The sequence below is a fragment of the Bradyrhizobium sp. BR 1433 genome (assembly GCF_051547665.1).
GTDB lineage: Bacteria > Pseudomonadota > Alphaproteobacteria > Rhizobiales > Xanthobacteraceae > Bradyrhizobium > Bradyrhizobium australafricanum.
On sequence record NZ_JBPUGG010000001.1, the window covers coordinates 4,706,085 to 4,731,574 of the forward strand.

General features: G+C 64.4%; 19 protein-coding genes. 12 read left to right on the forward strand and 7 right to left on the reverse strand.

Annotated features, from left to right (window positions below; all coding sequences use genetic code 11):
- The first annotated feature begins 55 nt into the window (after positions 1-55).
- Complete coding sequence (locus tag ACSKB9_RS22760; RefSeq protein WP_438075903.1) at positions 56-907, forward strand: AraC family transcriptional regulator; 852 nt, start codon at positions 56-58, stop codon at positions 905-907.
- Positions 908-1,161: 254 nt separating this feature from the next.
- Here ACSKB9_RS22760 and ACSKB9_RS22765 read toward each other — a convergent pair whose 3' ends face one another.
- Positions 1,162-1,836, reverse strand: coding sequence for a Crp/Fnr family transcriptional regulator (locus ACSKB9_RS22765; protein ID WP_438075905.1), 675 nt, complete (start codon positions 1,834-1,836; stop codon positions 1,162-1,164).
- 211 nt (positions 1,837-2,047) lie between these two features.
- Here ACSKB9_RS22765 and ACSKB9_RS22770 point away from each other — a divergent pair, with 211 nt between their 5' ends.
- Both ACSKB9_RS22770 and ACSKB9_RS22775 read left to right on the forward strand, forming a co-directional pair.
- Positions 2,048-4,087 carry an AsmA family protein gene (locus ACSKB9_RS22770; protein ID WP_438075907.1) on the forward strand — a complete coding sequence of 680 codons (2,040 nt, stop codon included), beginning with the start codon at positions 2,048-2,050 and terminating at the stop codon, positions 4,085-4,087.
- 133 nt (positions 4,088-4,220) lie between these two features.
- Positions 4,221-6,668 carry an adenylate/guanylate cyclase domain-containing protein gene (locus ACSKB9_RS22775; RefSeq protein WP_438075909.1) on the forward strand — a complete coding sequence of 816 codons (2,448 nt, stop codon included), beginning with the start codon at positions 4,221-4,223 and terminating at the stop codon, positions 6,666-6,668.
- Positions 6,669-7,052: 384 nt separating this feature from the next.
- Here the strand turns inward: ACSKB9_RS22775 and ACSKB9_RS22780 are convergent, their stop codons facing one another.
- The 5 genes from ACSKB9_RS22780 to ACSKB9_RS22800 all read right to left on the reverse strand — a co-directional run bounded on the left by ACSKB9_RS22780 (position 7,053) and on the right by ACSKB9_RS22800 (position 13,395).
- On the reverse strand, positions 7,053-8,507 hold the full coding sequence (locus tag ACSKB9_RS22780) for an N-6 DNA methylase (protein ID WP_438075911.1): 1,455 nt from the start codon (positions 8,505-8,507) through the stop codon (positions 7,053-7,055).
- 177 nt (positions 8,508-8,684) lie between these two features.
- Complete coding sequence (locus ACSKB9_RS22785) at positions 8,685-10,049, reverse strand: restriction endonuclease subunit S (protein WP_438080348.1); 1,365 nt, start codon at positions 10,047-10,049, stop codon at positions 8,685-8,687.
- Complete coding sequence (locus tag ACSKB9_RS22790; protein ID WP_438075913.1) at positions 10,049-10,456, reverse strand: type II toxin-antitoxin system VapC family toxin; 408 nt, start codon at positions 10,454-10,456, stop codon at positions 10,049-10,051. The genes ACSKB9_RS22785 and ACSKB9_RS22790 overlap by 1 nt, the downstream gene beginning before the upstream one ends.
- The gene (locus tag ACSKB9_RS22795; RefSeq protein ID WP_438075915.1) at positions 10,453-10,713 is read right to left on the reverse strand and encodes an antitoxin; all 261 of its coding nucleotides are present in this window, start codon (positions 10,711-10,713) and stop codon (positions 10,453-10,455) included. Before ACSKB9_RS22795 ends, ACSKB9_RS22790 begins: the two co-directional genes overlap by 4 nt.
- Before the next feature lie 69 nt (positions 10,714-10,782).
- Complete coding sequence (locus ACSKB9_RS22800) at positions 10,783-13,395, reverse strand: type I restriction endonuclease subunit R (RefSeq protein WP_438075917.1); 2,613 nt, start codon at positions 13,393-13,395, stop codon at positions 10,783-10,785.
- A 352-nt stretch (positions 13,396-13,747) separates the two neighbouring features.
- On the opposite strand from ACSKB9_RS22800, the gene ACSKB9_RS22805 reads away from it, so the two are divergent.
- Positions 13,748-14,917, forward strand: a complete 1,170-nt coding sequence (locus ACSKB9_RS22805; protein WP_438075919.1) for an alpha/beta fold hydrolase — start codon at positions 13,748-13,750, stop codon at positions 14,915-14,917.
- A 7-nt stretch (positions 14,918-14,924) separates the two neighbouring features.
- Complete coding sequence (locus tag ACSKB9_RS22810) at positions 14,925-15,803, forward strand: efflux RND transporter periplasmic adaptor subunit (RefSeq protein ID WP_438075921.1); 879 nt, start codon at positions 14,925-14,927, stop codon at positions 15,801-15,803.
- A gap of 357 nt (positions 15,804-16,160) precedes the next feature.
- Here ACSKB9_RS22810 and ACSKB9_RS22815 read toward each other — a convergent pair whose 3' ends face one another.
- Positions 16,161-17,024 (reverse strand): caspase family protein, encoded by an 864-nt coding sequence (locus ACSKB9_RS22815; RefSeq protein WP_438075923.1) that lies wholly within the window; start codon positions 17,022-17,024, stop codon positions 16,161-16,163.
- Between the two features lie 371 nt (positions 17,025-17,395).
- On the opposite strand from ACSKB9_RS22815, the gene ACSKB9_RS22820 reads away from it, so the two are divergent.
- The 7 genes from ACSKB9_RS22820 to ACSKB9_RS22850 all read left to right on the forward strand — a co-directional run bounded on the left by ACSKB9_RS22820 (position 17,396) and on the right by ACSKB9_RS22850 (position 25,405).
- Positions 17,396-19,126: a hypothetical protein gene (locus tag ACSKB9_RS22820; RefSeq protein ID WP_438080350.1), complete on the forward strand. Its 1,731-nt coding sequence runs from the start codon at positions 17,396-17,398 to the stop codon at positions 19,124-19,126.
- 248 nt (positions 19,127-19,374) lie between these two features.
- Positions 19,375-20,100 (forward strand): thermonuclease family protein, encoded by a 726-nt coding sequence (locus ACSKB9_RS22825; protein ID WP_069279715.1) that lies wholly within the window; start codon positions 19,375-19,377, stop codon positions 20,098-20,100.
- 158 nt (positions 20,101-20,258) lie between these two features.
- Positions 20,259-21,092 carry an LssY C-terminal domain-containing protein gene (locus ACSKB9_RS22830; protein WP_438075925.1) on the forward strand — a complete coding sequence of 278 codons (834 nt, stop codon included), beginning with the start codon at positions 20,259-20,261 and terminating at the stop codon, positions 21,090-21,092.
- A 131-nt stretch (positions 21,093-21,223) separates the two neighbouring features.
- Positions 21,224-22,408 (forward strand): pyridoxal-phosphate-dependent aminotransferase family protein, encoded by a 1,185-nt coding sequence (locus tag ACSKB9_RS22835; RefSeq protein ID WP_438075927.1) that lies wholly within the window; start codon positions 21,224-21,226, stop codon positions 22,406-22,408.
- 264 nt (positions 22,409-22,672) lie between these two features.
- On the forward strand, positions 22,673-22,981 hold the full coding sequence (locus ACSKB9_RS22840) for a GIY-YIG nuclease family protein (protein ID WP_438075929.1): 309 nt from the start codon (positions 22,673-22,675) through the stop codon (positions 22,979-22,981).
- Between the two features lie 284 nt (positions 22,982-23,265).
- Positions 23,266-24,318, forward strand: coding sequence for an ABC transporter ATP-binding protein (locus ACSKB9_RS22845; protein WP_438080352.1), 1,053 nt, complete (start codon positions 23,266-23,268; stop codon positions 24,316-24,318).
- Between the two features lie 22 nt (positions 24,319-24,340).
- Entirely contained in the window at positions 24,341-25,405 is a 1,065-nt protein-coding gene (locus tag ACSKB9_RS22850; RefSeq protein ID WP_438075931.1) for an extracellular solute-binding protein, read from the forward strand.
- The last annotated feature ends 85 nt before the right edge of the window (positions 25,406-25,490 follow it).

The window sequence follows — 25,490 nt, forward strand, 5'->3', positions numbered from 1 at the left end:
CGGAAGATGCATGAGCACCCTGCGAAAACGACGATCGATCAGGAGCTCACGACACTTGAAAGTCGCAGCGCGACGAAATGACACCACCGGCTTGCGCGTTTGCCGCAAGCAATCGGGTCCCGCAGCCGCCGCGCACTATGCCGGACAGCTGCAACAGGTCGAACGGCCGCTCGCGGCGATGGCGGCCTCCTATCCGAACGAAAGCACCAGCGCGCGGCACGCGCACCGACGCGATCAATTCATCCTGCAGACCGCGGGCGTGACCTCGATGATGACCGAGCGCGGCCATTTCGTCGTGCCGCCCGGCCACGGCCTGTGGATTCCAGCCGGCATCGCGCACCAGTCGCGGGCATGGGGCGAGGTCGAGATCCAGACCATCTATGTCACGCCTGACCGCATCAGGAATGCTCCTGCGACATGCCGCCTGATCAAAGTCTCCGCGCTGGTCGAGGCGTTGATGGAAGAAGCGGTGCACATGCCGACCCGTTACGATCCGGAAGGGCGCGACGGCAGGCTGGTCGATTTCCTGCTCGACGAGATCGGCGGGATGCCGGAAGTGTCGCTGCATGTGCAGGTGCCGCCCGATCCGCGGCTCGCCGCGATCTGCGAAGCCGTGCTGGTCGATCCGAGTTCCGATCTCACGCTCGACGAATGGGCCGATCGCTGCCAGCTCAGCCGGCGGACATTGACGCGTCTGTTCCGGCGCGAGACCGGCCAGAGCTTTGCGGCCTGGCGCCAGCGGGTGCGGCTGCTCGAAGCGCTGGCGCGGCTCGGCGCCGGCGAGGCCGTCACCTGCGTTGCGCTCGACGTCGGCTATGAAGTCCGAGCGCTTTCGCCGCGATGTTCAAGCGCGAACTCGGCGCCGCGCCGCGCCAGTATCTGCGCTGGGCCGATCCCGAAGTGGTGATGCGGTAGGCGCCCTCGCGTCACGCATCTATCGAAATGCAAAACCCCTGCGGTCAACGGGAGAGACCGCAGGGGTTTGCAGGTGGATGGCGTGAGGCCAGCAAGGCTGGGTGTCACCCCAAGGACCGGCGGCCGGATGAAAGCGGTACCGGCCTCATCATGCAAGCACGTCTTTTAGGCAGGAGTGCGTCAACATCGGCAAGCAGAGCACGCGAGAGAATTGAATCTTCCCGCGCGCGTTGCATGCAGTCCGCTCTAGTCGTTGCGGGCGACCGCGGTCAGCTTGGTCATGTTGTGCAACATGATCCGGCCGCGTTGCAGGTCGACGATGCCGTCCCTGCGCCAGGTCTGCAGCTGCCGGTTGACGCTTTCGCGCGCGGCGCCGACGAAGATGCCGAGCTGTTCCTGCGAGATGTGCACCTCGGAACCAAAATCCTCGGCCAGCGCGCACAGCCGCCGTGCGAGGCGGACCGGCAAAGGCTGCAGCACGGATTCTTCCATCCGCTCGCTCTGCCAGCGAATCCGCTGGCACAGCAACTCGATCAGCCTGACCGCAACCTTCGGCTCGCGCTCGAGGAAGCCGAGGAAATCCTGCCGCCGCAACACGAATAATTCGCTGGGCTCGCCCGCGGTCGCATCCGCGGTGCGGTCCTGACCGTCGAGCACGGCGACTTCGCCGAACAGGTCGCCGGATCCCATGAAGTTGAGTGTGAGCCGGCTGCCGTCGGAAGCACCGGTCTCGATCCGAATCTGGCCGCGGCGGACCCCAAACAGGGCATCGCCGGGATCGCCTTTCTGGAACAGCACCTCACCGATCGCGAGCTGCTGGGTGTGGCAGAGGCCGGAAAGCCGCTGCAACTCGTCCGCACCGAGATCGGCGAACATCGGATTCATCTTCAGAATGACCGCAAATTCGGCCTGTTTGCTCATTGTACTGCCTTCCAAATCCAATCCGAGCAGTCCCCTGACGCCCGGTTAGCAAAAATCACCCTCATAAGAGTGTGGGAGAGGTCACATAAGTTCATCCGGTAACGGATTATTTTTCCGGTCATTGGAGCCACATCCCGCTTGCGGGATAAACTCGTGTGATCGGCCGTGATCTCTGCAACGGAACCCCGCTTGCCCGGCCTGGAACAACGACATGAGAGCACTGAGATTCGCCGGGGCGGCCATCGCTGCCGTGATCGTGATCATCGCGTTGGCGGCCGCGGTCGGGATCCCGTCCTCGTTCCTCACATCGACCATCACCGATCGGGTCGAGCGCGAGACCGGCTACAAGCTCACCATCAAGGGCGGCGCCAAGATCGGCCTTTGGCCGAAGATCAATCTGACGCTGAGCGACGTCGTGTTGCAGGACCCGCGCGGGCGCGACGTCAACAACCGGTTCGCGGCAAGCAGCGTCGAGGCCGAGATGACGCTGTCGAGCCTGTGGTCGGGCCGGCCCGACATCACCGACCTTTCGATCGTCAAGCCGGTGATCAACCTGCCGCTGCAGCGCGAGCGCACCCGCGACCACAATCCGCCGGCGAAATCCTCCGCGTCCGATGGCGGCAGCATCACGATCCGGCATGTCAGCGTCAGCGGCGGCACCATCGTCTTCGCCAATGTGCGCGACCGGATCGAGAGCCGGATCGAGACGCTCAATGCGGATGCGACCATCGGCGACGACCGCAAGATCGTCGTCACGGGTGACGCACACGCCGGCGACAAGCCGCTGAAATTCGAGATCCGCGCCACCGCGCCGCAAGCGCCGCTGGAGCGTCAGAGCGTGCCGGCCGAATTCAGCATGGATGCGCCCGGCCTGTTGCCCGCTGCGATCAAGGCGAATGCGGAGGCGCGGCTGAACGGCACGGTGGTGATGTTCAACGGCGTCTCCGGCACGCTCGGCGACGGCGGCTTCACCGGCTGGGCGTCGGTCGATTTCGCCAGCAACAAGCCGCTGGTGAAGCTCGATCTCGACTTCCAGCGCATTGCGATCGCGATGCCGCCGGGCCAGTCCGGCTCCACGCAGCCGCTCGGCACCAATACCTGGAGCAACGCGTCGGTCGATCTTGCCGGGCTCAACTATGTCGACGCGCAGGCGCGCATCTCGGCGGCGGAGCTCGTGATCGGCGACGGCCGCTTCACACAGGCGGCAATCGATGCGTCCATCGACAGCGGCGTGCTGAAGGGCCGACTCGCCAATCTCGGCGCCTATGAGGGCACCGCCGATGGCGACGTCACCATCGACGCGCGAGCTACGAATCCAACCTACACGCTGCGGTTCGACCTCGCCGGCGTGCGCGCGCTGCCGGTGCTGAAAAACCTTGCCGAGTTCGACAAGCTCGATGGCAAGATGCAGGCCAAGATCGCGCTGACCTCGCATGGCGGCAGCGAGCGCGCCATCGTCGGCAATCTCGCCGGCACGGCCTTCGTCGTGTTCCAGGACGGCAAGATCCTCGGCCTCAACGTGGCGCAGATGATCCGGAGCCTCACCACCAGCACCTTGTCGGGTTGGCAGGAGAGCCAGGAATTGTCGACCGATCTCAGCCAGCTCTCGGCATCGTTCAAGGTCGACAAGGGCCAGGCCGTCACCACCGACCTCAACCTGATCGGCCCGCTGGTGAAGATGACCGGGGTCGGTACCATCGACCTCAACACCCGCCAGATCGGGTTCCGCGTCGAGCCGCAGCTCGTGATGACCACCGAGGGCCAGGGCCGGGCCGGCAATCCGGTCGGCCTCGGCATCCCCGTGATGCTCGAGGGACCCTGGGTATCGCCGCGGATCTATCCGGAGATGCAGGGCATGCTCGACAATCCGCAGGCGGCCTATGCCAAGCTCAAGGAAATGGGCAAGGGCCTGTTCGGGGCGAACGGCCAGGGGTCGAGTCAGGGCCTCAACGGGCTGACCAATCTGCTCAACGGCGTGCAGGGCGGCACAAGTCAGTCACCGGGCGGCGACGCCGGCCAGAGCAACCCGCTCGGCGGGCAGCTTGGCGGCACCATCGGCAATTTGCTGCAGCAGGGCCTTTCCACCCTCAACCAGGGTAACGCGTCGCGCCCGAGCCGCGACCTGAGCCAGCCGGCGCCGCCGGTCGCCGACCAGGCCCCGCCGCCACCGTCCCCGCCGCCGGGCGAGACCGCCGAGCAGCGCGACAGTCCGGCGATGAAGGACGTGCTGCGTCAGCTGTTCAATCGCTGATATTCCCGGATATCCCCCGCCGATATGAAGGGATAACCATGCGGCCCGAGCGGCCGCCCCGCCCCGCCGATCCGTGCTAAACAGCGGCGGATCATGCGGCGCACCCGATTGATGCGAGGGCGGACGAGGCTGGATGAGCGCGACTAAGGACAAGGGCAAGAACTGGTTCCTGCGCGGCGGCCTGTTCGCCAAATATGTCCTCGCGCTGGTTGGCCTCGTCGTATTCGTGCTCGCGGTCAACGGCGCGCTCGAGACCTGGATCAGCTACCGCGGCATCAAGGGCACGCTGACGGACGCGATGAGCGAGAAGGCCGATGCCACCGCCAAGCGCTTTGAGCAGGCGATATCCGACCTCGAACGGCAGATCTCCTGGGTGACCCGCGCCTCCTCCAACACGATCGAGCTGCGCCGCGCCGACTACGCGCAGTTGCTCGGCCAGGTGCCGGCGGTGAGCCAGCTCACCCTGATCAGCGGCCAGGGCCGCGAGCTGCTGCGGCTGTCGCGCCAGACCACCACCGTGAACTCCAACGCCGACTTCTCCCGCGATGTCAGATTCACCGAGACCATCGCCCGCGGCACCGCCTACGCGCCGGCGTATTTTCGCGACGGGCGGCCCTTCATGTCGATCGGCGAGCAGCATTCCGGCTTCAATGCCGGCGTCACCATGGCCGAGATCGACCTGCGCTTCCTCAATGACTATTTCGGCGACTCCCAGGTCGGCCGGCTCGCTCATGCCTATGTCGTCGACGGTAAGGGCCGCGTGCTGGCGAGCTCGTCGAAAGGTCCGGAGGTCGGCAAGGACCTTGCCGCGCTGCCGCAGGTCGCCGCGGTGCTGTCGCCGAGCGGCAGGCCGATCGCCTCCGGCAAGGATGTCGACGGCAACGCGGTGCTGACGACAGCAACGGCCGCGCCGAACCTCGGCTGGTACGTGTTCTACGAGCAGCCGACGGCGCAGGCGCTCTCGCCGATCCGCGACCAGCTGGTGCGCATCGCGCTTCTGATCGCGCTCGGCCTCATGGTCGCGGTCATCGCCGGCACGATTTTGGCGCGGCGCATGCTGGAGCCGATCACCGCGCTGCGCACCGGCGCGCGTCGGTTAGGGGCCGGCGATTTCGGTCATCGCATCGAGGTGAAGACGTCCGATGAGCTGGAGGAGCTCGCCGGCCAGTTCAACAGCATGGCCACCCAGCTTGCCGAGACCTATTCCGACCTCGAGGCCAAGGTGAAGGAGCGCACCCGCGACCTCGCGCAATCGATCAACGAGCTGAAGGTGCTGGAGGAGGTCGGCCGAGCGGTGGCGTCCTCCCTCGACCTCAACGCGGTGCTGCCGACGGTCGCCGCCCGCGCGCTCGAGATCACCCATGCCGACGCCGTGCTGATCTATGGCTATGACGCCGCACGGCGCAGCTTCAACCTGACGCAATCGATCGGCATCGACGCTGCGACCGAAGGCCATCATCGCGCGATCGACGCGGCGAACAGCCCGCTCGGCGAAGCCGCCGCGAAGGGCGAGCCGCTGGCCATCTCCGATCTCACGACAAATGCCGATTATCCGCCCGATCATCCGCTGCGCGATGTCGTGGTCGGCGCCGGCTTCCACTCCGTGCTGGTCGTGCCGCTGGTCGACCAGCAGGGCGTGCTCGGCGCGCTGGTGGTGCTGCGCAAGGCGGCCGGCGATTTCCCGTCGAGTTTGATCGGACTGATGAAGACCTTTGCGCACCAGGCGGTGCTGGCGATGCGCAACGCGCGGCTGTTCACCGAGGTCGATCAGAAGAGCCACGCGCTGGAAGAAGCCAACGCCACCGTGCGCGAGCAGGCCGACAAGCTGCGCGAGCAGACCGAAGCGCTCAAGGACTGGAACAAGTCGCTGGAGCAGCGGGTCGAGACCCAGCTCGGCGAGCTCGAGCGCGTGCGAAGGCTCGAGCGCTTCCTGGCGCCGCAGGTGGCGCAACTGATCGCCTCGTCGGATAATCCCGAGGGCCTGCTCGACAGCCACCGCCGCGAGGTCACCGTGGTGTTCTGCGACCTTCGCGGCTTCACCGCCTTCACCGAGGCGACCGAGCCGGAAGAGGCGATGAACGTGCTGCGCGAATATCACGCCGCGCTCGGCAAGCTGATCTTCAAATATGAGGGCACCCTCGACAAATATGCCGGCGACGGCGTGATGATCCTGTTCAACGCGCCGATCCAGCTTGCCGACCACACCGCGCGCGCCGTGAAGATGGCGGTGGAGATGCGCGACACGGTCGGCCCGCTGACCGAGAAATGGCGCAACCGCGGGCACAGTCTCGGCTTCGGCATCGGCATTGCGCTCGGCTATGCCACGCTCGGCCAGGTCGGCTTCGAGCAGCGGCTGGAATATGCCGCGATCGGCAGCGTCACCAACCTCGCCTCGCGCCTGTGCGGCGAGGCCAAGGCCGGCCAGATCGTGGTGAGCCGCCGCGTCTACGGCATGGTCGAAGCTTGCGTCGAAGGCCGCGCCATCGACGACCTCGTGCTGAAGGGATTCAATCATCCGATCCTCGCCGCGGAGATCCTGAGCTGGAAGGGCGAGCCATCAGCGGAAGCGGCGGCGGAGTAAGCGCCCCACTCCCTCCCCACGTCGTCCCGGGCAAGCGAAGCGCGACCCGGGACCACAGGGTGAAATTGCTGCGCGACTCTGTGGCCCCAGCGAACTCCCACGTGCAAAGCGGTGGTTATGGGTCTCGGCTTTCGCCGGGACGACACTGAATATGCGGCCCCGTTCCCGATTCAACTATCAAACAGCCAAGGGAGAAACACACGCCGCATCCTCGCGACGCCAACCGCGCCCGAGCCATGCGATCAACACGCGCCGCCAGCGTCCATCGCATCCCGCCGCACGTTCGTGACGATCGCGATACGTCCCTCTCGCCGGGTAGACGAGGGAAGTCGTGCAGGGAACTGGGTAGAAAGTCAAGAAGAATTCCGAAAATCGGAATCCTTGTTATTCCGGTCCGTTTGCGAGCGCCTTCGCCACGCTACGGAAGCGATCAAGTGCCGTCTGCAAGCTCTCGACGATTTCAGCAGCAACTTCGTCTGGCGGCGGAAGGAGGTCTGGATCATCAAGCGTGTGATCCTTGAGCCAGAAGATGTCGAGGTTGACTTTGTCGCGCGCGAGCAGCGCATCGATGTCAAAGCGCTTGAACTTCTCGGACTCCGTTCGCTCGAAGCGCCATCCTGAGCGATAGCATGCAACGAAGTCGTCGAGATCGGCCCTCACCATCGGGCGTTCTTTCAGCGTAAAGCGCTGGTTGGTGCGGAGGTCGTAAATCCAGAGATCCTTCGTAGCCGACCCTTCTGAAGGAGGCTTTTTATCGAAGAACAGCACGTTCGCCTTCACGCCCTGCTTGTAGAAGATCCCGGTCGGCAACCGCAACAGAGTGTGGAAGTCGAAGTTCTTCAGCAGCCTGCGCCTGATCGTTTCGCCGGCACCGCCCTCGAAAAGCACATTGTCCGGCAGCACCACGGCCGCCTCCCCGTTCGGCGCCAGCACCGTCATGATATGCTGCAGGAAGTTGAGCTGCTTGTTGGACGTCGTAACGAAAAAATCCTGACGATCGTAATCCTCGCGCTCACTGTCGATCTCACCGTCGTCGCGAACGATGCGGTAACTCTGCTTCTTGCCGAAGGGGGGATTGGTGAGGACGACGTCGTAAGTCTTGCCACCCGCGCCAAGCAACGCATCCTTCTGCTCGACGATTGATTCGACCCCGGTAATTCCGTGCAGATAGAGGTTCATCGCGGCGAGGCGCACGACTTCAGGGACGATATCGACGCCGGAGAACTTGTTCTTCAGTGCCGAATAGACCCGGCGATCAACCGCCTTCGCGTGCCCCTTCATGCGCTCCCAGGCGGCGAGCAGGAACCCTGCGGTACCGCAGGCGGGATCGTGCACGGTCTGCTGCGGCTCGGGGTCGACGACCTCGACCATGGCCTCGATCAGCGGACGCGGCGTAAAGTATTGCCCGGCGCCGGACTTGACGTCCTCGGCGTTGCGGGCAAGCAGACCCTCATAGATGCTGCCCTTTACGTCGACCGGAAGACCCAGCCACGTCTCGCCGTCGATCAGGCCGACCAGACGCTTCAGCTTAGCGGGGTCCTGAATTTCGCTTTGCGCCTTCAGGAAGATCGCGCCAATGATTCCAGGCTGCTTTGACAATATCTCCAGCAGCCTTGCGTAGGTGGCACTAAGCGCCTCTCCCGAGAGATCCTTGATGTCGTCCCAGCGGGCCCCCTCCGGCAGCATCGAAGCTTCGCCGATCTGCGTGACACGCTCCTCATCCATCTTGAGGAAAAGGAGATAGGAAATCTGGCTGATGTAAGCCTGATAGGACACGCCTTGGTCGCGCAGTACATGCGCGAAGTTCCAGACCTTGGCGACGAGGCTTTGAGAGTTCATAATGCGGTCTTTCCTGCGCGACCACGCTTGGCGCGCGTGACATTCGAGCTGCCCGCCCCGATGCGCGCCAACAAGGCGCTCGCAGGTTCGTCCGCGGGATCTTGTCGTACGAGACGACCGTCGAAGGCAGCTTTTAGGATAGACTGCCTCAATCGGGCAGCATCGGCGGCTTCAGCATCAAGGACGGCGTAGAGCATCCGCACTTGACGCGAGCGCCTCGGACACACGGCGAATAATTTCGACTGTTTCCGCCGGTGGTGGAATAGGAACAGGCAACTTGCTAATTTTTGTTAGGCTGATCGACGCCAGATTGGTCGTCTGCTTTCCTTCTTCAATAAAGAAACGCCGGCCCATTTCGTTCGCGTAATGAGATACGAAAAATGGATTGAGCGACTTGCTGTATAAGCGAACACGAAAGACATGATTTTGGTGGATCATGTTGGGAACGGCCCCATCCCAGACCCACCCACGACCGATCTTGTCGCGATCGCCACCTTCGTTCAGCAGCAGATCTCCTGCAGTCAAGCGAAGCTTCTCGACGGTCGCACGCTCTACCAGGAGAGACTTCACTTCAGAGAGATCGACGCGACCACGCTGGACGTTCGCAACGCGCAAGTACGGAACGATAACGGGATCGTTGGGTTTCCGTTTCTTGTCAACCGTAGCCCCGCCGACGATCTCTCCGATCTCTCCCAAAGCTGCCCAAGTCCAACCATTAGGAAGTTTTCGTAGAGTTGAAGTGTCGAATTGAGCGGCTTCGGTAGAAATGCGGGCGCGGCGTGGTGTGCGAGCCGTGTTGGTTAGCTGCTTCGCGATACTGGCGAGCACGTCGTGACCCGTTTCCGAAACAAAGTTCGTCGCCCGCCAATCTGCCGTCAATTCGCCGGTTACGGCGGCTTTGAGGAGAGCGCGACGGAATGTGTCGATATCCTTGCGCGCCGATGCCAACGCAATCTCGCCCTCTGCGATTTCGGAGAACAACTGATCGACGCGAGCGACGATGCGGCGTTGTTCAGCCATCGGCGCAAGTGGAAACAAAATTTGCTCCATTGCCCGGCCTGAAAGCTCTCTAAAAGTTGTACCGCTTGCAGCGTCGTTCAGACGGTGCCTTGTAAAAATAACGAAATAGCGCAGGAAAAACGGATCAATCGGACCTTTGAGTTGGAGGCTCTTGAATCCTTGATTTGTGCAAACAGCCGTTTCCGCAACTACACAGTAGCCAACCGGCGCTCGTGATGAGATCAGCACGCTTCCGGCGGGCAACATTCGCGCGGAGCTTCGCGCAAAGCCGTTGGACGACAGGCTCCGAGCGCCCGCACGTATAGTCGAACCAGAATACCCAGACAGATCAGCTGGCGTGATCCAAGGAATTCCAGCCATGTCAAAGTTTTCTGGGTCTGCTGCATTGGTCGGCGTCCCGCCGCCGATAATATCCGCAAACGAGCGAGCCTCGGCCCAGCGCCACCCTCGCGGCAGCGCCCACGGCCCCGCCGGCTCCATAGATTGTACCACGCTCTCGGCTGCCGCCCCGCCTTCCGCCATCACGACGCCCAATCCGTCACGATCAACCCCGGCACGCGCGAAAATTCGCGCGTGTTCAACGTCACCAAAGCGGCGTCGCGGCGTCGCGCTTGCGCCGCGATCAGGCAGTCATATGCGCCGATCGGCGTCCCCTTGCTCTCGAGATGCGCGCGGATGTCGCCTGCATGCGCCGCGTCCTCCGTTTCGAACGGCAGGACATCGACGCCCAGATCAAGAAACCGTTCGAGCAGGTGCTCGCTTTGCTCGCGCCGGTCGCTCTTGGCGAAACCGTACCGCATTTCGAACAGTGCAACGACAGGCAGTGCGACAGCCGTCCCAGCGCGCATCTGCTCACCCAGCCTGTGGCGAAGCGCCGAGTTGCGACCATTGACGATCGAGATGACGATGTTGGTGTCGAGGCAGATCATTCGTCGACGAACACGCGCGGATCAGGCTCAACCGGCGCCTCGTCCGGGATGCCCTCAGGGAGAAAATCCCTCGCGCCGAGCGCGTCGAGTTCTGCCCAGAATTTGTCGAAGTCGATCGGCGGCTTCTTGATCGGCTCGAGGATCACCTTGTCGCCGACCTTGCTGACCCGGACCTCGCTGCCCTCGAAGCGAAACTCCTTGGGCAGGCGGACAGCCTGGCTGCGGCCGTGCATGAACAGTTTGGCGGTTGCGCTCATGATCCGCCTCCGTGACATTGGTAGATACCAATGGTATATATCATGCGACCAGCGTATCCGTCAAGTCGTTTAGGAGTGACGGTAGCTGTGCCCCGAACAGTGCCCGCGCCCTGAGAATCCCGCCGCGGCCGGCAAATTCGGGGCATCCACGATGTCCTCGGGCCTGATTTCGATATTGACCGCGAGGTGATCGCGGATCGCCATCAGCCAGGCCCGCTGCTCCTCGGTGTAGGCGCGGCCGGCCTTCTCCTCGCGGCCGAGCCAGAGATTGAACCGGCCGGCGACGATCGACGGCAGCGGCTCCAGTGTTTCGGTCTCCGACAGCGCGTAGCGCACCAGCATCACGATATCGGCCAGCGTACCGGCCGGATTGCCTTTCACCTTGTCGGACGCGAGACGCTTGTAGGCGCGCCAGATATCGACGGGTTCTAACAGCCAAGGCGGGCGGCGCAATGCTTCGCGCAAATCATCCACGGCTTCGTAGGTCAGCCGACGCTCCGCGTAAGGCAGATGATAGAGAATTTGCAACGCGGTGAGTTCGTCGCGCCGCTCCTCGAGGAACCGCCTGAAGCGGTCCACAGTGTCGGTTGCCTTCTTCTCGTCCCAGCCGGAAGACACGACGGCATCGGTCGAGACGGTGTCGATCCTGATGTCGGCCGCGGCCTTGACGTCCTTCAACAGGCGCCGCAGTGCCGGATCGTCGAGTACCGTCGCGGCTTCATCCTTCGCGGCGTCACGGGCCTTCTTCTGTTCTGCTTCCGGCGCATCTATCGGCACGCGCGCGGCAAGCGTGTCAGGATCGATCGCGTTGAGCAGACGCGCAGCGAGGCCCGGCAGGTCGACGCCGCCGGATGCCTTGACGATCGCGGCGCGGTCTTTGTCTCCGATCCGCTTATCGAGCGCGGCGAGACGCGCCGCGAGCGTGGCGAACGCGTCGTCATCGCGACGGCCGGCCGCGATCTGGTCGATCAACTTGTCGAACGAGATTGCGCGATCGCGTTCCAACGGCTGCGAGACAGCTTTGAGACTTTCCGACACGCCCACCGCGTCAATCAGCACGAAGCGCGTCTTGGCCTCGGCATCGGGCGTCACCTCCCGCAGCTTTTCCGCGGAGATGGAGCGCGCGCCACGGCCCTTCATCTGTTCGAAGTAAAGTTCGGATTTGACGTCGCGGAGGAAGATCAGGACTTCCAGCGGCTTCACGTCGGTGCCGGTCGCGATCATGTCTACGGTGACGGCGATCCGTGGATTGTAGTCGTTGCGGAACGCACGGATCAGCGCCTCCGGGTCGCCGCCGTCGGTCTTGTAGGTGATCTTCTTGGCAAAGTCGTTGCCCTTGCCGAAGACCTCGCGCACGATCTGCGTTATCTCCTCGGCATGATGGTCGTCCTTAGCGAAGATCAGCGTCTTCGGTACCTCTTTGCGGCCGGGGAAGAGCTCGCTGAATAGCGTATCGCGATAGGTTTCGAGCACCGTGCGGATTTGGTTGGGCACAAGCACGGTGCGGTCGATCTGGTCGGGCGTATAACTGAAATCCGCCTCCAGCGTTTCGTAGCGCTGGACCCGCGTGCGCTTGTCACGCACCGGGAGGTCATAGCCCTTCTTAACTGTTCCGCCACGCTCGCCGATTTCGGTGCGAATACGGAAAATATCGAAGCCGACATTGACCCCGTCGACCACCGAGCGTTCGTATGGATACTGCGCGACAAGGTTCTTGCCGAAGAATCCGAGCGTGTGCAGCGACGGCGTTGCGGTGAGGCCGACCGTGAACGCGTCGAAGTATTCGAGCACCTGCCGCCACGTGCCATAGATCGAACGATGGCATTCATCAGTGATAACGAGGTCGAACGTTTCGATTGGGATCGACGGATTGTAAGCGACGAGCCGCTCGCTCTCGGCGCCCGGCTGTTCGAAAGACGATGCCTCCTCATCCTCTTCAGAGAGGTCCTTGCCGGTCAGGACCGAATACACACGCTGGATCGTGGCGATCACGATCTCCGCGTCCTTGTCCAATCCGGCCGCGCCAAGCTTCTGAACATTGTAGATTTCGGAGAATGACCGACCGGTGCCGGGCGGACGATACGCGAGATATTCGTCGCGGGTCTGACGCACGAGGTTGGCACGGTCCGCGAGAAACAGGATGCGCCTGAAGCCGGCGTGCGCGAGCAGACGGTAGCTGAACGTGCAGGCGGTGAAGGTCTTTCCGGCGCCAGTTGCCATCTGCACCAGTGCACGCGGACGGTTCTCCGCCATCGAACGTTCGAGCTTTGACACCGCATCGACCTGGCAAGCGCGCAGACCGTCCGTGAGAAAATCGGGCATGGCCTGCAACCGCGCGCGCAACGTGGCGGGCTCCTTCAGCCAACGTCCCAGCGTCTCCGGCCGATGGAAAGTGAAGAGGCGGCGCGAGACCGGATCGGGATCGGCGTGATCCCGGAAGATGGTCTCTGAGCCTGACGCAACGTATTCGAAGCGAACCTGACCCGGCTCGCGCACCAAATGCTTGGGCATGCCGGCGATGTAGCGCGACGCTTGCTCGGAGAACCCCGACAGCGTGCTACCTTCGGACTTTGCCTCGATCACACCGCAAAGCGTCCGGCCTACAAACAGACCGTAGTCGACGGGTCCGGACGCGGTCTGAAATTCCCTGACTGCGACGCCGAGGCCTGCGCTCAGGTTCATGTCCTCCCGGGATTGAACGACCCATCCGCATAGGGCAAGCCGCCGGTCGATCAACGACCGGGCCCTGTCCTCCGGGTGGAATGCGCTTTCGTTCACGAACAACTTTTAGGCGAACCGGGGGCCAATCGGAAGCCCCCTGGCGTAGTGCTTAGGATTGACCGGGAGCCTCACGGCCGTCGCCTCCGCTCGCGGAGTATCCCATCACCATCCAGTGAATCCCACCCCCTCCGCAATCACGATCACGACCTCCCCCACCCCTCCCAGGAATAACCCATCCCCCACCTCGCTCGCGTCATGACGGGCGCGTGCGAACGCGCGCCCGGCGACAACAAGAACAAACGGGATGGGTTTGATGACGGGTTTGGATGGGACGCACGCGGCGGCGTCGGTGGTGGCGCTGCATTGCTCGCTGGGGTCGGGACGGCAATGGACCAAGCTTGCGGCGGCGCTTCACGGCCATCAATTCATGGCGCCGGATATTTCCGGCTATGGCGTTGCCGCCTGCGGGCGCGACTGGCCGCGGACGCTGGATGGCGAGATCGCGCGGCTCGAGCCCTGGCTCGCCAGGGCCGACGGGCCGATCCATCTGATCGGGCATTCCTATGGCGGGGCGATCGCGTTCCGACTGGCGACCGCCTCGCCTTATGCGCAGTACATCGGCAGCCTGACGCTGATCGAGCCGGTGCTGCCCACGCTCCTGCGTGATGGATCATCACGCAAGAGCGTTCTCTTTGAGCATGATCTTGTCGGAAAACCGCTTCACACTTTTCCGGATCATGCTGTGCGCGACACGCCCGCCGACGCGCGGCTATACGATCGCTTCGCGCGGATCGCGCAGATCGTCTCAAGGGATATTGTCGACGGCGCCGTGATGGAGGCGGTCGAGGCGTTCACCGCGTTCTGGGCCGGCTCCGGGCCGCGCGAGCAGTTCTCGCCGAGCGGGCGCCTGCGGATGATCGAGCAGGCCGACAAGCTGCCGTGCGATTTCAGCGCCGCGCTCGACCTCGACGCCGTGGCGGAAGCCGCGCGTGCCTTGAAGGTGCCGACGCTGCTGATCTCGGGCGGGCTGTCGCCCTATGTGACGCAGCGCATTGTCGCCAAGCTCGCCGCGCTGATCGATGGCGCCGAGCTACGGCATCTGCCGGGTGCCGGCCACATGCTGCCGGTGACGCATGCCGATCGGGTCAACCCGGAGATCCTGCGGCATATCTGGCGCGCCGCTGAACTGGCAAAGCTGGAGTTGGCCGCGGATGCCGGGGCGGAGCAATCGCATATGGCGAAGAAAAGCCTGGCGCTGCCATCTCTACATTCGTCATGGCCGGGCTCGTCCCGGCCATCCACGTCTTTCTCTCAGGGAAACAAAGACGTGGATGCCCGGCACAAGGCCGGGCATGACGAGTTTGTGGAGGGATCGCGCGCAAATGCGACAGCCCTGCCTGCCGAGGCGGCTCCCGCGGCGCCGCAGCCGGCTGGCTCGGCCAGGCGGCATCTGGTATTCAGGAGGCCCTCATTTTGGGAATAATTTGCCGATGATTTTGCCTCGCACGCGCGCCTCAGCCCTTGCCGCCTCCGCGCTGCTTCTGCTCGCCGGCTCTCCCGCGCGTGCGGCGGGCGAAGCCGACGCCGTGCCGAAGGGCGCGGCGGTGACTGTGCTGAAGGCCTCGAAATTCTGCTTCGGCAATATCGTCGAGGTCTCGGGTATCGTGCTGCCGCGCGACGAGCAGCAGATCCGGCCCGAGCGCTTTGGATTGAAGGTGGCGGAGGTGATGGCCGATCCCGGCGACACGGTCACCGCAGGGCAAGTGCTGGCGAAGCTGACCGACGGCGCCAACTCGGTCAACGTCACGGCGCCGGTGGCGGGCACGATCTCGGGCTCGTCGGCGATCGTCGGCGCGCCGGCCTCGGGCAAGGACGCGCTGTTCTCGATCATCGCCAAGAGCGAGTACGATCTGGTCGGCATGGTGCCGACCCGCGACATCGCCAAGCTGAAGACCGAGCAGACGGCGCAGCTCAAGGTCCTCGGCGCCGGCGATCTCGATGGCAAGGTGCGGCGGATAGCGCCGACGGTCGAGCCGAACAGCCAGCTCGGCCAGGTGTTCATCGGCATCGGCGCCAACAAGCGGCTGCTGGTGAATTCGTCCGGCCGCGCCCAGATCAAGACCGGGCAGAGCTGCGGCGTCGCGGTGCCGCTGACCGCGATCCTCTATTCCACCGCCGGCACCGTGGTGCAGGTGGTGCGCGGCGGCCGCGTCGAGACGCGGCGGGTCGAGACCGGATTGATGTCGGCCGGCCAGGTCGAGATCCGCGATGGCATCCAGGAAGGCGACATCGTCGTCGCCCGCGCCGGCGCGCTGCTGCGCGAGGGCGATCCGGTGCGGCCGGTGGGCGCCAGCGCGGATGCGAAGTAAGCGGCGCACGACGTTAGGCGAGCACATCACTCAGGCTCCCTCTCCCCTTGTGGGAGAGGGTTGGGGGTGAGGGGTATCCCTCCATGCGGCGTGCTGCGTGGAGAGACCGCGACCCCTCACCCGGATCGCATTGCCATGCGATCCGGCCTCTCCCACAAGGGGAGAGGCGAAGTGCAGCAAGCGGGCTGCGGCCACAGCGTCGTCCTGGCGAAAGCCAGGGGACCCATAACCACCGGCAGAAATTTTGCGAAGACTTGCAGTGAACGCGCGCCGCGGTACACGCAGCAGGCTTCAACGATAGATCACGCGGTATGGGTCCTGGCCTTCGCCAGGACGACATTGAGGAGACGGCGCGACTCAGCCGCCGAGCTTGATGTCTTCCAGCAGCGAGGACGACACGCTCGGCACCTGCTCGCCTTCGGAAGCGCGCGAGATCGCGACGCGGGTCTTGTTGAAGGCGCTTTCGGCGCCGGCCTGGGCGTTGAGGTTGTTGAGCAGCTCGGAGACCAGCACGCTGTTCGGCGCCTTAGAGTCGTCGGCGACCTTGCCCGGCGTCGCCGAGCTCAGCACGATGGTGTTCTCCGGCGGGCTGATCGGGGCGAGACCGTGCGAGAACGCGCGGAAGCGGCGCTCATAGGGATTGCGGCGCGAGGCGTCGAGCACGACGAGCTTGGCCTTGGCGCCGCGCTCCTTCATCGCATCGAGCACGGACTCGACGCTGACGCCGGTGCGCTTGACGTCGGCTTCCTTCCAGATCGTGGCATCGACCGGGATCATGTAGCTCTCGCGGCCCACCTGCACGCCGTAGCCGCCGAAGAACAGCATCACGACGGTGTCGGGCCGGATCTTGGCCTTCATGCGCTCGACCGCGCGGAACATGTCGTCCTTGGTCGCATCCTCGACCACGTCGACGTCAAAGCCCTCGCGGCGCAGCGCCGACGACAGGGTGCGGGCATCGTTGATCGGCTGGGCCAGCGGCGCCGCGGCGTCCGGATAATGGCCGTTGCCGATGATCAGCGCGAGGCGGGAAGTGCCTGCCGGAATGCTGCCGGTCAGCTCGGTGGGGGCGACCTTGTCGCCACCAGCGACGGTCTCCTTGGCGACATCGAGGGTGCGCTTGTTGAGCGCGGCATGGGCGCCAATCGCCAGCGACACCGTGCCGGCCACCGCCACGCAGACGGCGATGGTGCGGCGGGAAATGCGAAGCTGCCTAAGGTCCATAGCGTTCCTAAGTCCCAATTCTTATCCCGATGGCGCTCAAGCGAAGATCGCGCCAGTTAGTCGCGTCAAAGACGTTCAGGTTTAATGGGGTTGAGGTGTGTGTGCCGTTGAATTGAACTCAATTTGCGGCGCCGCAACAAACGCTCCTTTAACCCGGACGGCCGCCCGGGCAACCCGAATTGCCGCATGCCGCCGCCCGGCAGAGGCCATTGACGCCGTTAAAATCCTGTTACGTGACTTCAGTCACATTTGTGTTTTGTGGCGATTTATGTAGCTTTCCAAAGACTTGCGAGTTTGGGGCGGAGCGACAGGAAACACCGTCGGGCGGCGGCGTTAACCGGTTCCTCGGGAAAGGGGATTGTTTGAGCTTCTTGGGCCTTCACGAGATCGCAGGCGCAGTGTGCCGGTCGCTGACCGCCCAAAAGGACGGCCCGTCGCTCTACGACGTCTGCGACCCCGTGCTGCAAGCCTATCGCGGCGGCGATGCCCATCTCGGAAAATTCTACCGGACCGCGCTCGGCAATCCGCCGCTGCGCGCGCTGCTCCGCCGCACCGGCCTGCCCGCGCTCAACGATCCCGACCGCCTCGCCTGCCTGCGCGCGGCGCTCACCGCGGCGCGCGACGTCGCGGCGCCGGACTGGACCGCGATCGGCACGCCCGTCGCGGCATTGATGGACGGTATCGGCGTGCGCCATCCGGCACCGCCCGCCGCGACCGCACCTAGCCGCCCGCCAGAGATCGCCGAGATCGACCGCGTGATCCGCCTGACCGGCGCGCATCTGTTGCGCTCGTTCGGCAGGAACGGCTTCATCCCGACCTATGCCGCCTTCAACCTGATCGGCGACCCTGACGTCGGCGGACGCGAGTTGCTGATGGCGCTGACCGGGCTGAACGCGCGCGGCTACAAGAACTCGACCTTGCTGTTCAATCTGGCGCGGATCTTCATCGCGCATTCGCCGGCGCGCGCGCTGATCAACCCGGCCTGGCGCGGCATAGCCGAGCCGATGTGGGAGCCGGTGCAGATCCGCCACCGCTCGGCCTATTACGACGCCTTCTTCACCGAGGCGCTGCTCGGCTTCGTCGAGACCGGGCTCGCCTCGCCGGATGAAGCTGTTACCGCGCGGCGCGCGATCGCCGACATGGTGGACTTCTGCCTCAAGACCAGCGCCGAGGAGGTGCCGTCGCATGACGGCTCGACGGTGAAGGTCATCACCGCGCTGGCGCCGGGTCGGCATCCGCGCTTCTCGCGCTTCTTCGCCCAGATCAAGCAGGATCTCGGCTTCGGCATCTATGTGCCGGACTGCGACACCACGGCCTGCTCGTTCTCGGCCGCGACCCAGGCCGGCTCCGACGATCCGATCCTGCAGCAGCCGCTGCTCGACTTCTACCGCGGCTACCAGGTGCGATCGGGCGCCAACGAGCCGCGCGTCACCGTGCCGCTCAACGATCATCTCGATTACGAGGGCGGCGTCGTCACCTGGATCGACAATCTCGCCGGCGAGCGGCCCTATGGCAACGACCTCGATCCGACGCTGAACCTCGACATCCTCGAGGTCTCGTTCCGCAACCTCGCCCGCTGGCAGATCATCGAGACGCCGCAGCGGCTGGAGACGGTGCATCGCATCATCGCCTTCCAGAAGAATCTGGTCGAAAGCGGCGCGTTCAAAAATCCGCGCTCGCACATCTATTATCTACCCGAGCTCTATTCGGCCTATTTCGGCCGCTGCTATGCCGCCTTCGTCGCGCTGCCGCTGGCGGCGCAGCGCATCATCGATCCCGGCAACGTGTTCGCGCTGATCCGCGCCCGCGTGCTCGGCTATGTCACGCACGAGCTGATCGCCCACGAGATGAACCCGTTCGACGCCGCGCTGGCGCTGATGGCGCTGGCGCATCTCGGCGCCAAGGTCTCGACCTTCACGCCGGCGCTGCACTGCATCGTGCAAGGGCTCGGCGAGGGCGGCCGCAAGGGGCCCTACCGGGCCTATGAGTGGAACAAGATGAAGACGCCGACCCGCATCCTGGTCGGCGGGCCGGAGGTGACGTCGGCGTTCGTGCTGATGGCGCTGGCGCTGGCGAAGCGACGAATGGCCGCGGTGTTGTAGCCCGGATGGAGCGCAGCGAAATCCGGGGGCTGCCGACGCAGACGCATCTTCCCGGATTGCGCTTCGCTTCATCCGGGCTACGGACTTCGGAAGACGAACGGCGCATTGATAGCCGGATGACGCGAAGTTGAAACTGACGGAAACGCAACGGCACTGGCACGGTTGCCCAATTGCCCGCACAATCGTTGGGCACTGACCTCTGCACGCTAAAAGCCATTTGAACGATAAGAACCTGGCCGGGAACGCCGATGTTCAAGACGCTGCTCACCGCGGGCCTGCTGCTCTCGCTGCCGACGCTGGCTGTCGCCGCCGATATCACCGGCGTGCCGAAGATCCGCGACGGCGACCAGCTCATGATCGGCAGCGTCCGCATCCGGCTCGCAGGCGTCGACGCGCCGTCGACCGACCAGCTCTGCCTCAACACCAAGGGCGAGCGCTGGACCTGCGGCGTCGCGGCGCGCGACGAGCTGATCAAGCATGCCGGCAACAAGAGCTGGACCTGCCACGCCCGCTCGGTCGATCGCCGCGGCCGCACCATCGCGCGCTGCGAGGTCGATGGCGAGGACATCCAGAAATGGCTGGTCGCGAGCGGCTGGGCGCTTGCATACACCCGCGCCTCGCACGACTACGAAGCCGACGAGAAGGCCGCGCGCGAGGCAAAAGCCGGGATGTGGCAGGGCGCCTTCATCGCGCCCTGGGACTGGCGGGTGCGCAACAAGAAGACCACCGTGCTCGGCGCGGTGAAGCCGCCGGATGGCGCCAACGCGATCCTGCTCGCCTCGGCCTCCGGCCCGGTGGCGCCCTCGCCCGACTGCACCATCAAGGGCAACGTCAACCGCTCCGGCGAATGCATCTTTCACCAGCGGACCAGCCGCTGGTACGCCAAGATCGAAATGAAGATCAGCAAGGGCACGCGCTGGTTCTGCTCGGTCGAGGAGGCCGAGGCAGCCGGCTGCCGCGAGACGCGGCGCTAGTCGGAAGTGCGATTGAGTTGTAGCCTCATCGGCACCGCTTGCGACGCTCTTTATGAGGAGAAAGCCCCCATCCGGATTGCATCTTCGATGCAATCCGACCTAAGAGCGAGCTTCGCTCGTCTCGACCCCCGCAAGCGGGAGAGGTGAAGGACCACGGCATGACCGATGTCGAGATCGATCCGCCTTCCGTGCGCCGGCGCAGCCGCCTCAGGCAAGCGCAGATGGCATTGCTGCTCGTCCTGGCGATCTACCTGATCGCAGCCTATCTGCTGCTGCCGGCACTGTGGACGCATTACGAGCATCAGAAGGGCCTCGCCAATCTGCCGATGGTGACGCGCACCGCGCAGGGCATTCCCGGCGATCCGATGAATGTCGGGCTGATCGGCGACACCAAGGATGTGGTCTGCGCGATGCACGAGGCCGGCTGGTTTCCGGCCGATCCGGTGACGCTGAAATCCTCGATCGAGATCGTGGGCAGCGTGCTGCTCGATCGTCCCTACAAGGATGCCCCGGTGAGCAACCTGTTCTATCTCGACCGCCGCGAGGATCTCGCCTTCGAGCGGCCGGTCGGATCGAGCGCGGACCGCCGCAACCATGTGCGGTTCTGGAAGGTGCTCGATCAGGGCGAGGAGAAACGTCCGGTGTGGCTGGGCGCTGCGACGCTCGACCGCAGCGTCGGCGTCAGCCACTACACCGGCGCGGTGACGCATCACATCGCGGCCGATCTCGACGCCGAACGCGCGCTGCTTGCCACTGACCTCGAGTCCGCCGGCATGGTCACCGCGAAATATCAGGTCACCGGCATCGGCCCGACCTTCAACGGCCGCAATGGCGGCGGCGATCCCTATTACACCGACGGCGAAATCTGGGTGCTGCGGCTGGTCGAGGCCTGCCGCAAGAACCACGGCACCGTCGAGCAGCTCCCGAGCCCCGCCGCGACCGAGTTCAAGGACCAGGTCTGGCGCGCGGTCGTCGAATCGATCGGCAAATAGCATCGTGTCCCGCGGTTTTGGAAACGCTGGATTGCTTCGTCCTGCTCGCAATCGTAGCCGCGATGGAATAGTCTCCGCGCTTGACCCCTCACACGCATGATTTGCGCGCTTTATCCAAAAGGAACAGGACGATGACCGTTCGCGCGGGCCGGGAATTTCTGGCCATCCCCGGGCCCACCACGATGCCCGATCGGGTGCTGCAGGCAATGCACCGCCCGGCGCTCGACATCTACTCCAACGAGATGGTCGAACTGACTGAGAGCCTGCTGCGCGACCTCTCGAAGCTGTTCGTCACCCAGGGCAAGTCCTACATCTACATCTCCAACGGCCACGGCGCCTGGGAGGCGACGCTCTCCAACGTACTGTCGCGCGGCGACAAGGTGCTGGTGCTGGAGAGCGGACGCTTCGCGATCGGCTGGGGCCAGGCTGCGGCCGCGATGGGCGCCGAGGTCGAGGTGCTGAAGGGCGACTGGCGCCGCGCGATCCGTCCGGCCGAGGTCGAGGAGCGGCTGCGGCGCGACAAGGAGCACACGATCAAGGCGATCCTGGTGGTGCAGGTCGACACCGCGTCGGGCGCCTATAACGACATCGAGGCGATCGGCAGGGCGATCAAGGCCGCCGGCCATCCTGCATTGTTCATGGTCGACACCGTGGCCTCGCTCGGCTGCATGCCGTTCGAGATGGACAAATGGTATGTCGACGTCGCGATGTCCGGCTCGCAGAAGGGCCTGATGACGCCGCCCGGCCTCGGCTTCGTCGCCGCCAATGACCGCGCTTGGGACGCCCACAAGAAAGCCGATCTGCGCACGCCCTATTGGGATTGGACCGAGCGCGAGGGCTCGGAGCACTACCGCAAATATGCCGGCACCGCACCGGTGCATCTGCTGTTCGCGCTGCGCGAGGCGATCAACATGCTGCATGCCGAAGGCCTGGAGAATGCGCATCTGCGGCATCGGCTGCTCGGCGAAGCCGTGCGCCGCGCGGTTGCGGTCTGGGGCGAGGGACAGGTGCTCGGCTTCAACATCGCCGAGCCCGCCGAGCGTTCCAACACGGTGACGACGGTGACCGTGAAGGGCGCCGACCCCGCCGCGATCCAGCGCTACGCGAAGGAGAAATGCGGCGTGGTGCTCGGCACCGGCATCGGCGATTTGCAGGGTCAGGCCTTTCGCATCGCGCATATGGGCCACGTCAACGCCCCGATGATCCTCGGCACCCTCGGCGTCGTCGAGGTGGCGCTGACAGCGCTGAACATCCCGCACGGCAAGGCCGGCGCCGACGCCGCCATCCAGTGGCTCGGCGAGAACGTGAAGGCGTAGGCTGAGACGGTCTGAGGCTTTAACCCGTCATCCTGAGAAGCCCGCCAAAGGCGGGCGTCTCGAAGGATCGATGGCCACGCTGTAGCCGCGAGCTAGTCGGAGTGCGCTGAAATAGCCGGGCCGTGCATCCTTCGAGGCTCGCTCTCGCTCGCACCTCAGGATGACGGGATCGAGGTCGCGGAAAGGATAGATGCTTATCCTATTGACCGTGACTACGCTTGCCGCATGATCAATCCGTGCATTGTGCGCGCGGGACTGGTGAAAATGGGCATCTACATCTACATGCTTCGCTGCGCCGACGAGTCCTTCTACGTCGGCAGTGCCACGGGCGACGATCTCGCGCCGCGCATCGAACAACACAATACGGGTGCTTTCCAAGGCTACACTCATAATCGCCGACCGGTCGTCCTCGTCTGGTCGGAGTATTTCGAGCGCATCACCGATGGCACCGCGACCGAGCGGCAGATCAAGGGCTGGAGTCGGGCGAAGAAGGAAGCATTGATTCGGCTGGATTGGGCCACGATCAGCCGACTGGCTCATCGACGCAGAACGACCCCTTCCCCGTCATCCTGAGGAGGCCGCGGAGCGGCCGTCTCGAAGGATCGACGGCCACGCCCCCGCCGCGAGAGAATCGGAGCACGCCGAGAGATCCGGGCCGTGCATCCTTCGAGACGCGCGCAAGAGCGCGCTCCTCAGGATGACGGAAGAGTGGTCGGGGAATAACGCAACGAAGAGGTGCCACGACTTTTTGACGGGGCACGAGCACTTTTCGTCGTCATCATTTTCCGCTTTACTGCCGGCAACAGCCGGGCACGGATCCCTGCGACACAACAAAATGGAGGGACCGCTTGGCATCGGTGGAATTGCGCGGCCTGGTCAAGCGGTTTGGATCGTTTGTCGCGGTTGATGATGTTTCGCTCACGATCGATCATGGCCAGCTGGTCTGCCTGCTTGGGCCGTCCGGCTGCGGCAAGACAACGACGCTGCGGCTGATCGCCGGGTTCCTCGAACCATCCGACGGCGAGATCCGCGTCGGCGACCGCGTGGTGTCATCGAAGGCGCGCACGCTGCCGCCCGAGCAGCGCAACATGTCGATGATATTCCAGAGCTACGCGCTGTGGCCGCATATGACGGTGGCCGAGAACATCGTCTACGGCCTGCGCTTGCGCAAAATGGATCGTGACACCATCGCCAAGAAACTCGCCGCGATCCTGGCGACCACCAAGCTGGAACCACTGGCGCAGCGCTATCCGGGCGAGCTCTCGGGCGGCCAGCAGCAGCGCGTTGCGCTGGCGCGCGCGCTGATCGTCGGTCCCGAGACGCTGCTGCTCGATGAGCCGCTGTCGAATCTCGACGCCAATCTGCGCGAGGAGATGCGATTCGAGATCCGCCGCCTGCACGACGAATATCGCTACACCACGGTCTATGTCACCCACGACCAGTCCGAGGCGATGACGACCGCCGACCTGATCGCGGTGATGAATGCCGGCAAGATCGACCAGCTCGGCGCGCCTGAGGACATCTATGCGCGGCCGGAATCCGAATTCGTCGCGCGCTTCATCGGCGCCGCCAATGTGATCAAGGGCACCGCGCGCGATGCGAACCACGTGGAGTTCGCCGGCGCAACGCTCGAGGTGGTCGGTGCCACGCTGACGGCCGGCCAGAACGCGCCGGTCGCGATCCGCCAGCACGAGATCCAGCTCGCGACGCAACCGCCCGCCGCGGCGCAGAACACGCTCAAAGCCATCGTGACGCGGCAGGTCTATCTCGGCATGAATCGCGACTACATGGTGGAAACCGTTGACGGCACATCGCTGCGGGTGACCACGCCGACGGAAACCGCGGTCGAGAAGGGCAGCGAGGTCTGGCTGACCTTGCCGCCCGCGCGCTGCCGGGCGCTGAGCCGATAATAACAAGAAACGGAGCGAGCCGATGCCGAAGCCGATTTCCAGACGCGATGTCCTGAAAGGCTCTGCGGCGCTTGCGGTCGGCACGGTGTTCGCGTCACCGGCACGCGCTGCCGCGCCCGAGCCGGTCGCGATCACGCCCGATCTCGTCGCCGCCGCGACCAAGGAAGGCAAACTCGTGTTCTATTCGTCGATGGACCTGCCGGTCGGCGAAAAGCTTGGCAAGGCGTTCGAGGCCGCCTATCCCGGCATCACCGTGCAGATCGAGCGCTCAGGCTCGGAGCGGCTGTTTCAGCGCGTGGCGCAGGAATTCGATTCCAACATCCACGCCGCCGACGTCGTCAACAGCGCCGATGCCTCGCATTTCATCCCCTGGAAGAAGAGCGGCTGGCTGATGCCGTTCGTGCCCGAGGACGTCGCGAAACATTTTCCCGGCAATTACCGCGACCCCGACGGCATGGCCGTGACCACGCGGCTGTGGCTGTCGTCGATCGCCTACAACACCAACCTGGTGAAAGTGGAGGACGCGCCGAAGAGCTTTGCCGACCTGCTCGATCCCAAGTGGATGGGCAAGATGGTGAAGGGCCATCCCGCCTACAGCGGCACGATCATGACCACCACGTTCCAGGTCGTGCGCGAGCTCGGTTGGCCGTATCTGGAGAAACTCGCAAAACAGCGCGTGATGCAGGTGCAGTCCTCGACCGATCCGCCGAAAAAGCTCTCGCTCGGCGAGCGCGCCGTGATGGCCGACGGCAATGAATATGGCATCGTGCTGCTGAAGGAAGCCGGGCAGCCGGTCGAGCCGGTCTATCCGACCGAAGGCACGCCGACGATCTCGGGTCCGACCGGCATCTTCGCCGGTGCGCCACATCCGAACGCCGCAAAGCTGTTCCAGGCTTGGCTGCACACCCGCGCGACCCAGCAATTCTTCGTCGACTTCACCGGCCAATATTCGCTGCACGCCCAGGTGCAGCCGAAGGCCGGCCGGCGCAAGCTTTCCGACATCAAGCTGATGAAAGAGGACCCGGCCGGAGTGGAAGCGATGACCGAAGAGATCAAGACGCGCTATGCGCGGCTGTTTCGGGTGTGAGCGATGAAGGTCGCGGCGCACGCTTTTTTGCCTCGCCCCGCTTGCGGGGAGAGGCCGACGCGCATCACAAGATGCGCGGCGGGTG

What these genes read in the sequence shown, in the direction of transcription:
- ACSKB9_RS22765 (WP_438075905.1), bottom strand. Translation starts at nt 1,836, where the DNA reads ATGAGCAAACAGGCCGAATTTGCGGTCATTCTGAAGATGAATCCGATG.
- ACSKB9_RS22770 (WP_438075907.1), top strand. Translation starts at nt 2,048, where the DNA reads ATGAGAGCACTGAGATTCGCCGGGGCGGCCATCGCTGCCGTGATCGTG.
- ACSKB9_RS22775 (WP_438075909.1), top strand. Translation starts at nt 4,221, where the DNA reads ATGAGCGCGACTAAGGACAAGGGCAAGAACTGGTTCCTGCGCGGCGGC.
- ACSKB9_RS22780 (WP_438075911.1), bottom strand. Translation starts at nt 8,507, where the DNA reads ATGAACTCTCAAAGCCTCGTCGCCAAGGTCTGGAACTTCGCGCATGTA.
- ACSKB9_RS22785 (WP_438080348.1), bottom strand. Translation starts at nt 10,049, where the DNA reads ATGGCGGAAGGCGGGGCGGCAGCCGAGAGCGTGGTACAATCTATGGAG.
- ACSKB9_RS22790 (WP_438075913.1), bottom strand. Translation starts at nt 10,456, where the DNA reads ATGATCTGCCTCGACACCAACATCGTCATCTCGATCGTCAATGGTCGC.
- ACSKB9_RS22795 (WP_438075915.1), bottom strand. Translation starts at nt 10,713, where the DNA reads ATGAGCGCAACCGCCAAACTGTTCATGCACGGCCGCAGCCAGGCTGTC.
- ACSKB9_RS22800 (WP_438075917.1), bottom strand. Translation starts at nt 13,395, where the DNA reads ATGAACCTGAGCGCAGGCCTCGGCGTCGCAGTCAGGGAATTTCAGACC.
- ACSKB9_RS22805 (WP_438075919.1), top strand. Translation starts at nt 13,748, where the DNA reads ATGACGGGTTTGGATGGGACGCACGCGGCGGCGTCGGTGGTGGCGCTG.
- ACSKB9_RS22810 (WP_438075921.1), top strand. Translation starts at nt 14,925, where the DNA reads ATGATTTTGCCTCGCACGCGCGCCTCAGCCCTTGCCGCCTCCGCGCTG.
- ACSKB9_RS22815 (WP_438075923.1), bottom strand. Translation starts at nt 17,024, where the DNA reads ATGGACCTTAGGCAGCTTCGCATTTCCCGCCGCACCATCGCCGTCTGC.
- ACSKB9_RS22825 (WP_069279715.1), top strand. Translation starts at nt 19,375, where the DNA reads ATGTTCAAGACGCTGCTCACCGCGGGCCTGCTGCTCTCGCTGCCGACG.
- ACSKB9_RS22830 (WP_438075925.1), top strand. Translation starts at nt 20,259, where the DNA reads ATGACCGATGTCGAGATCGATCCGCCTTCCGTGCGCCGGCGCAGCCGC.
- ACSKB9_RS22835 (WP_438075927.1), top strand. Translation starts at nt 21,224, where the DNA reads ATGACCGTTCGCGCGGGCCGGGAATTTCTGGCCATCCCCGGGCCCACC.
- ACSKB9_RS22840 (WP_438075929.1), top strand. Translation starts at nt 22,673, where the DNA reads ATGGGCATCTACATCTACATGCTTCGCTGCGCCGACGAGTCCTTCTAC.
- ACSKB9_RS22850 (WP_438075931.1), top strand. Translation starts at nt 24,341, where the DNA reads ATGCCGAAGCCGATTTCCAGACGCGATGTCCTGAAAGGCTCTGCGGCG.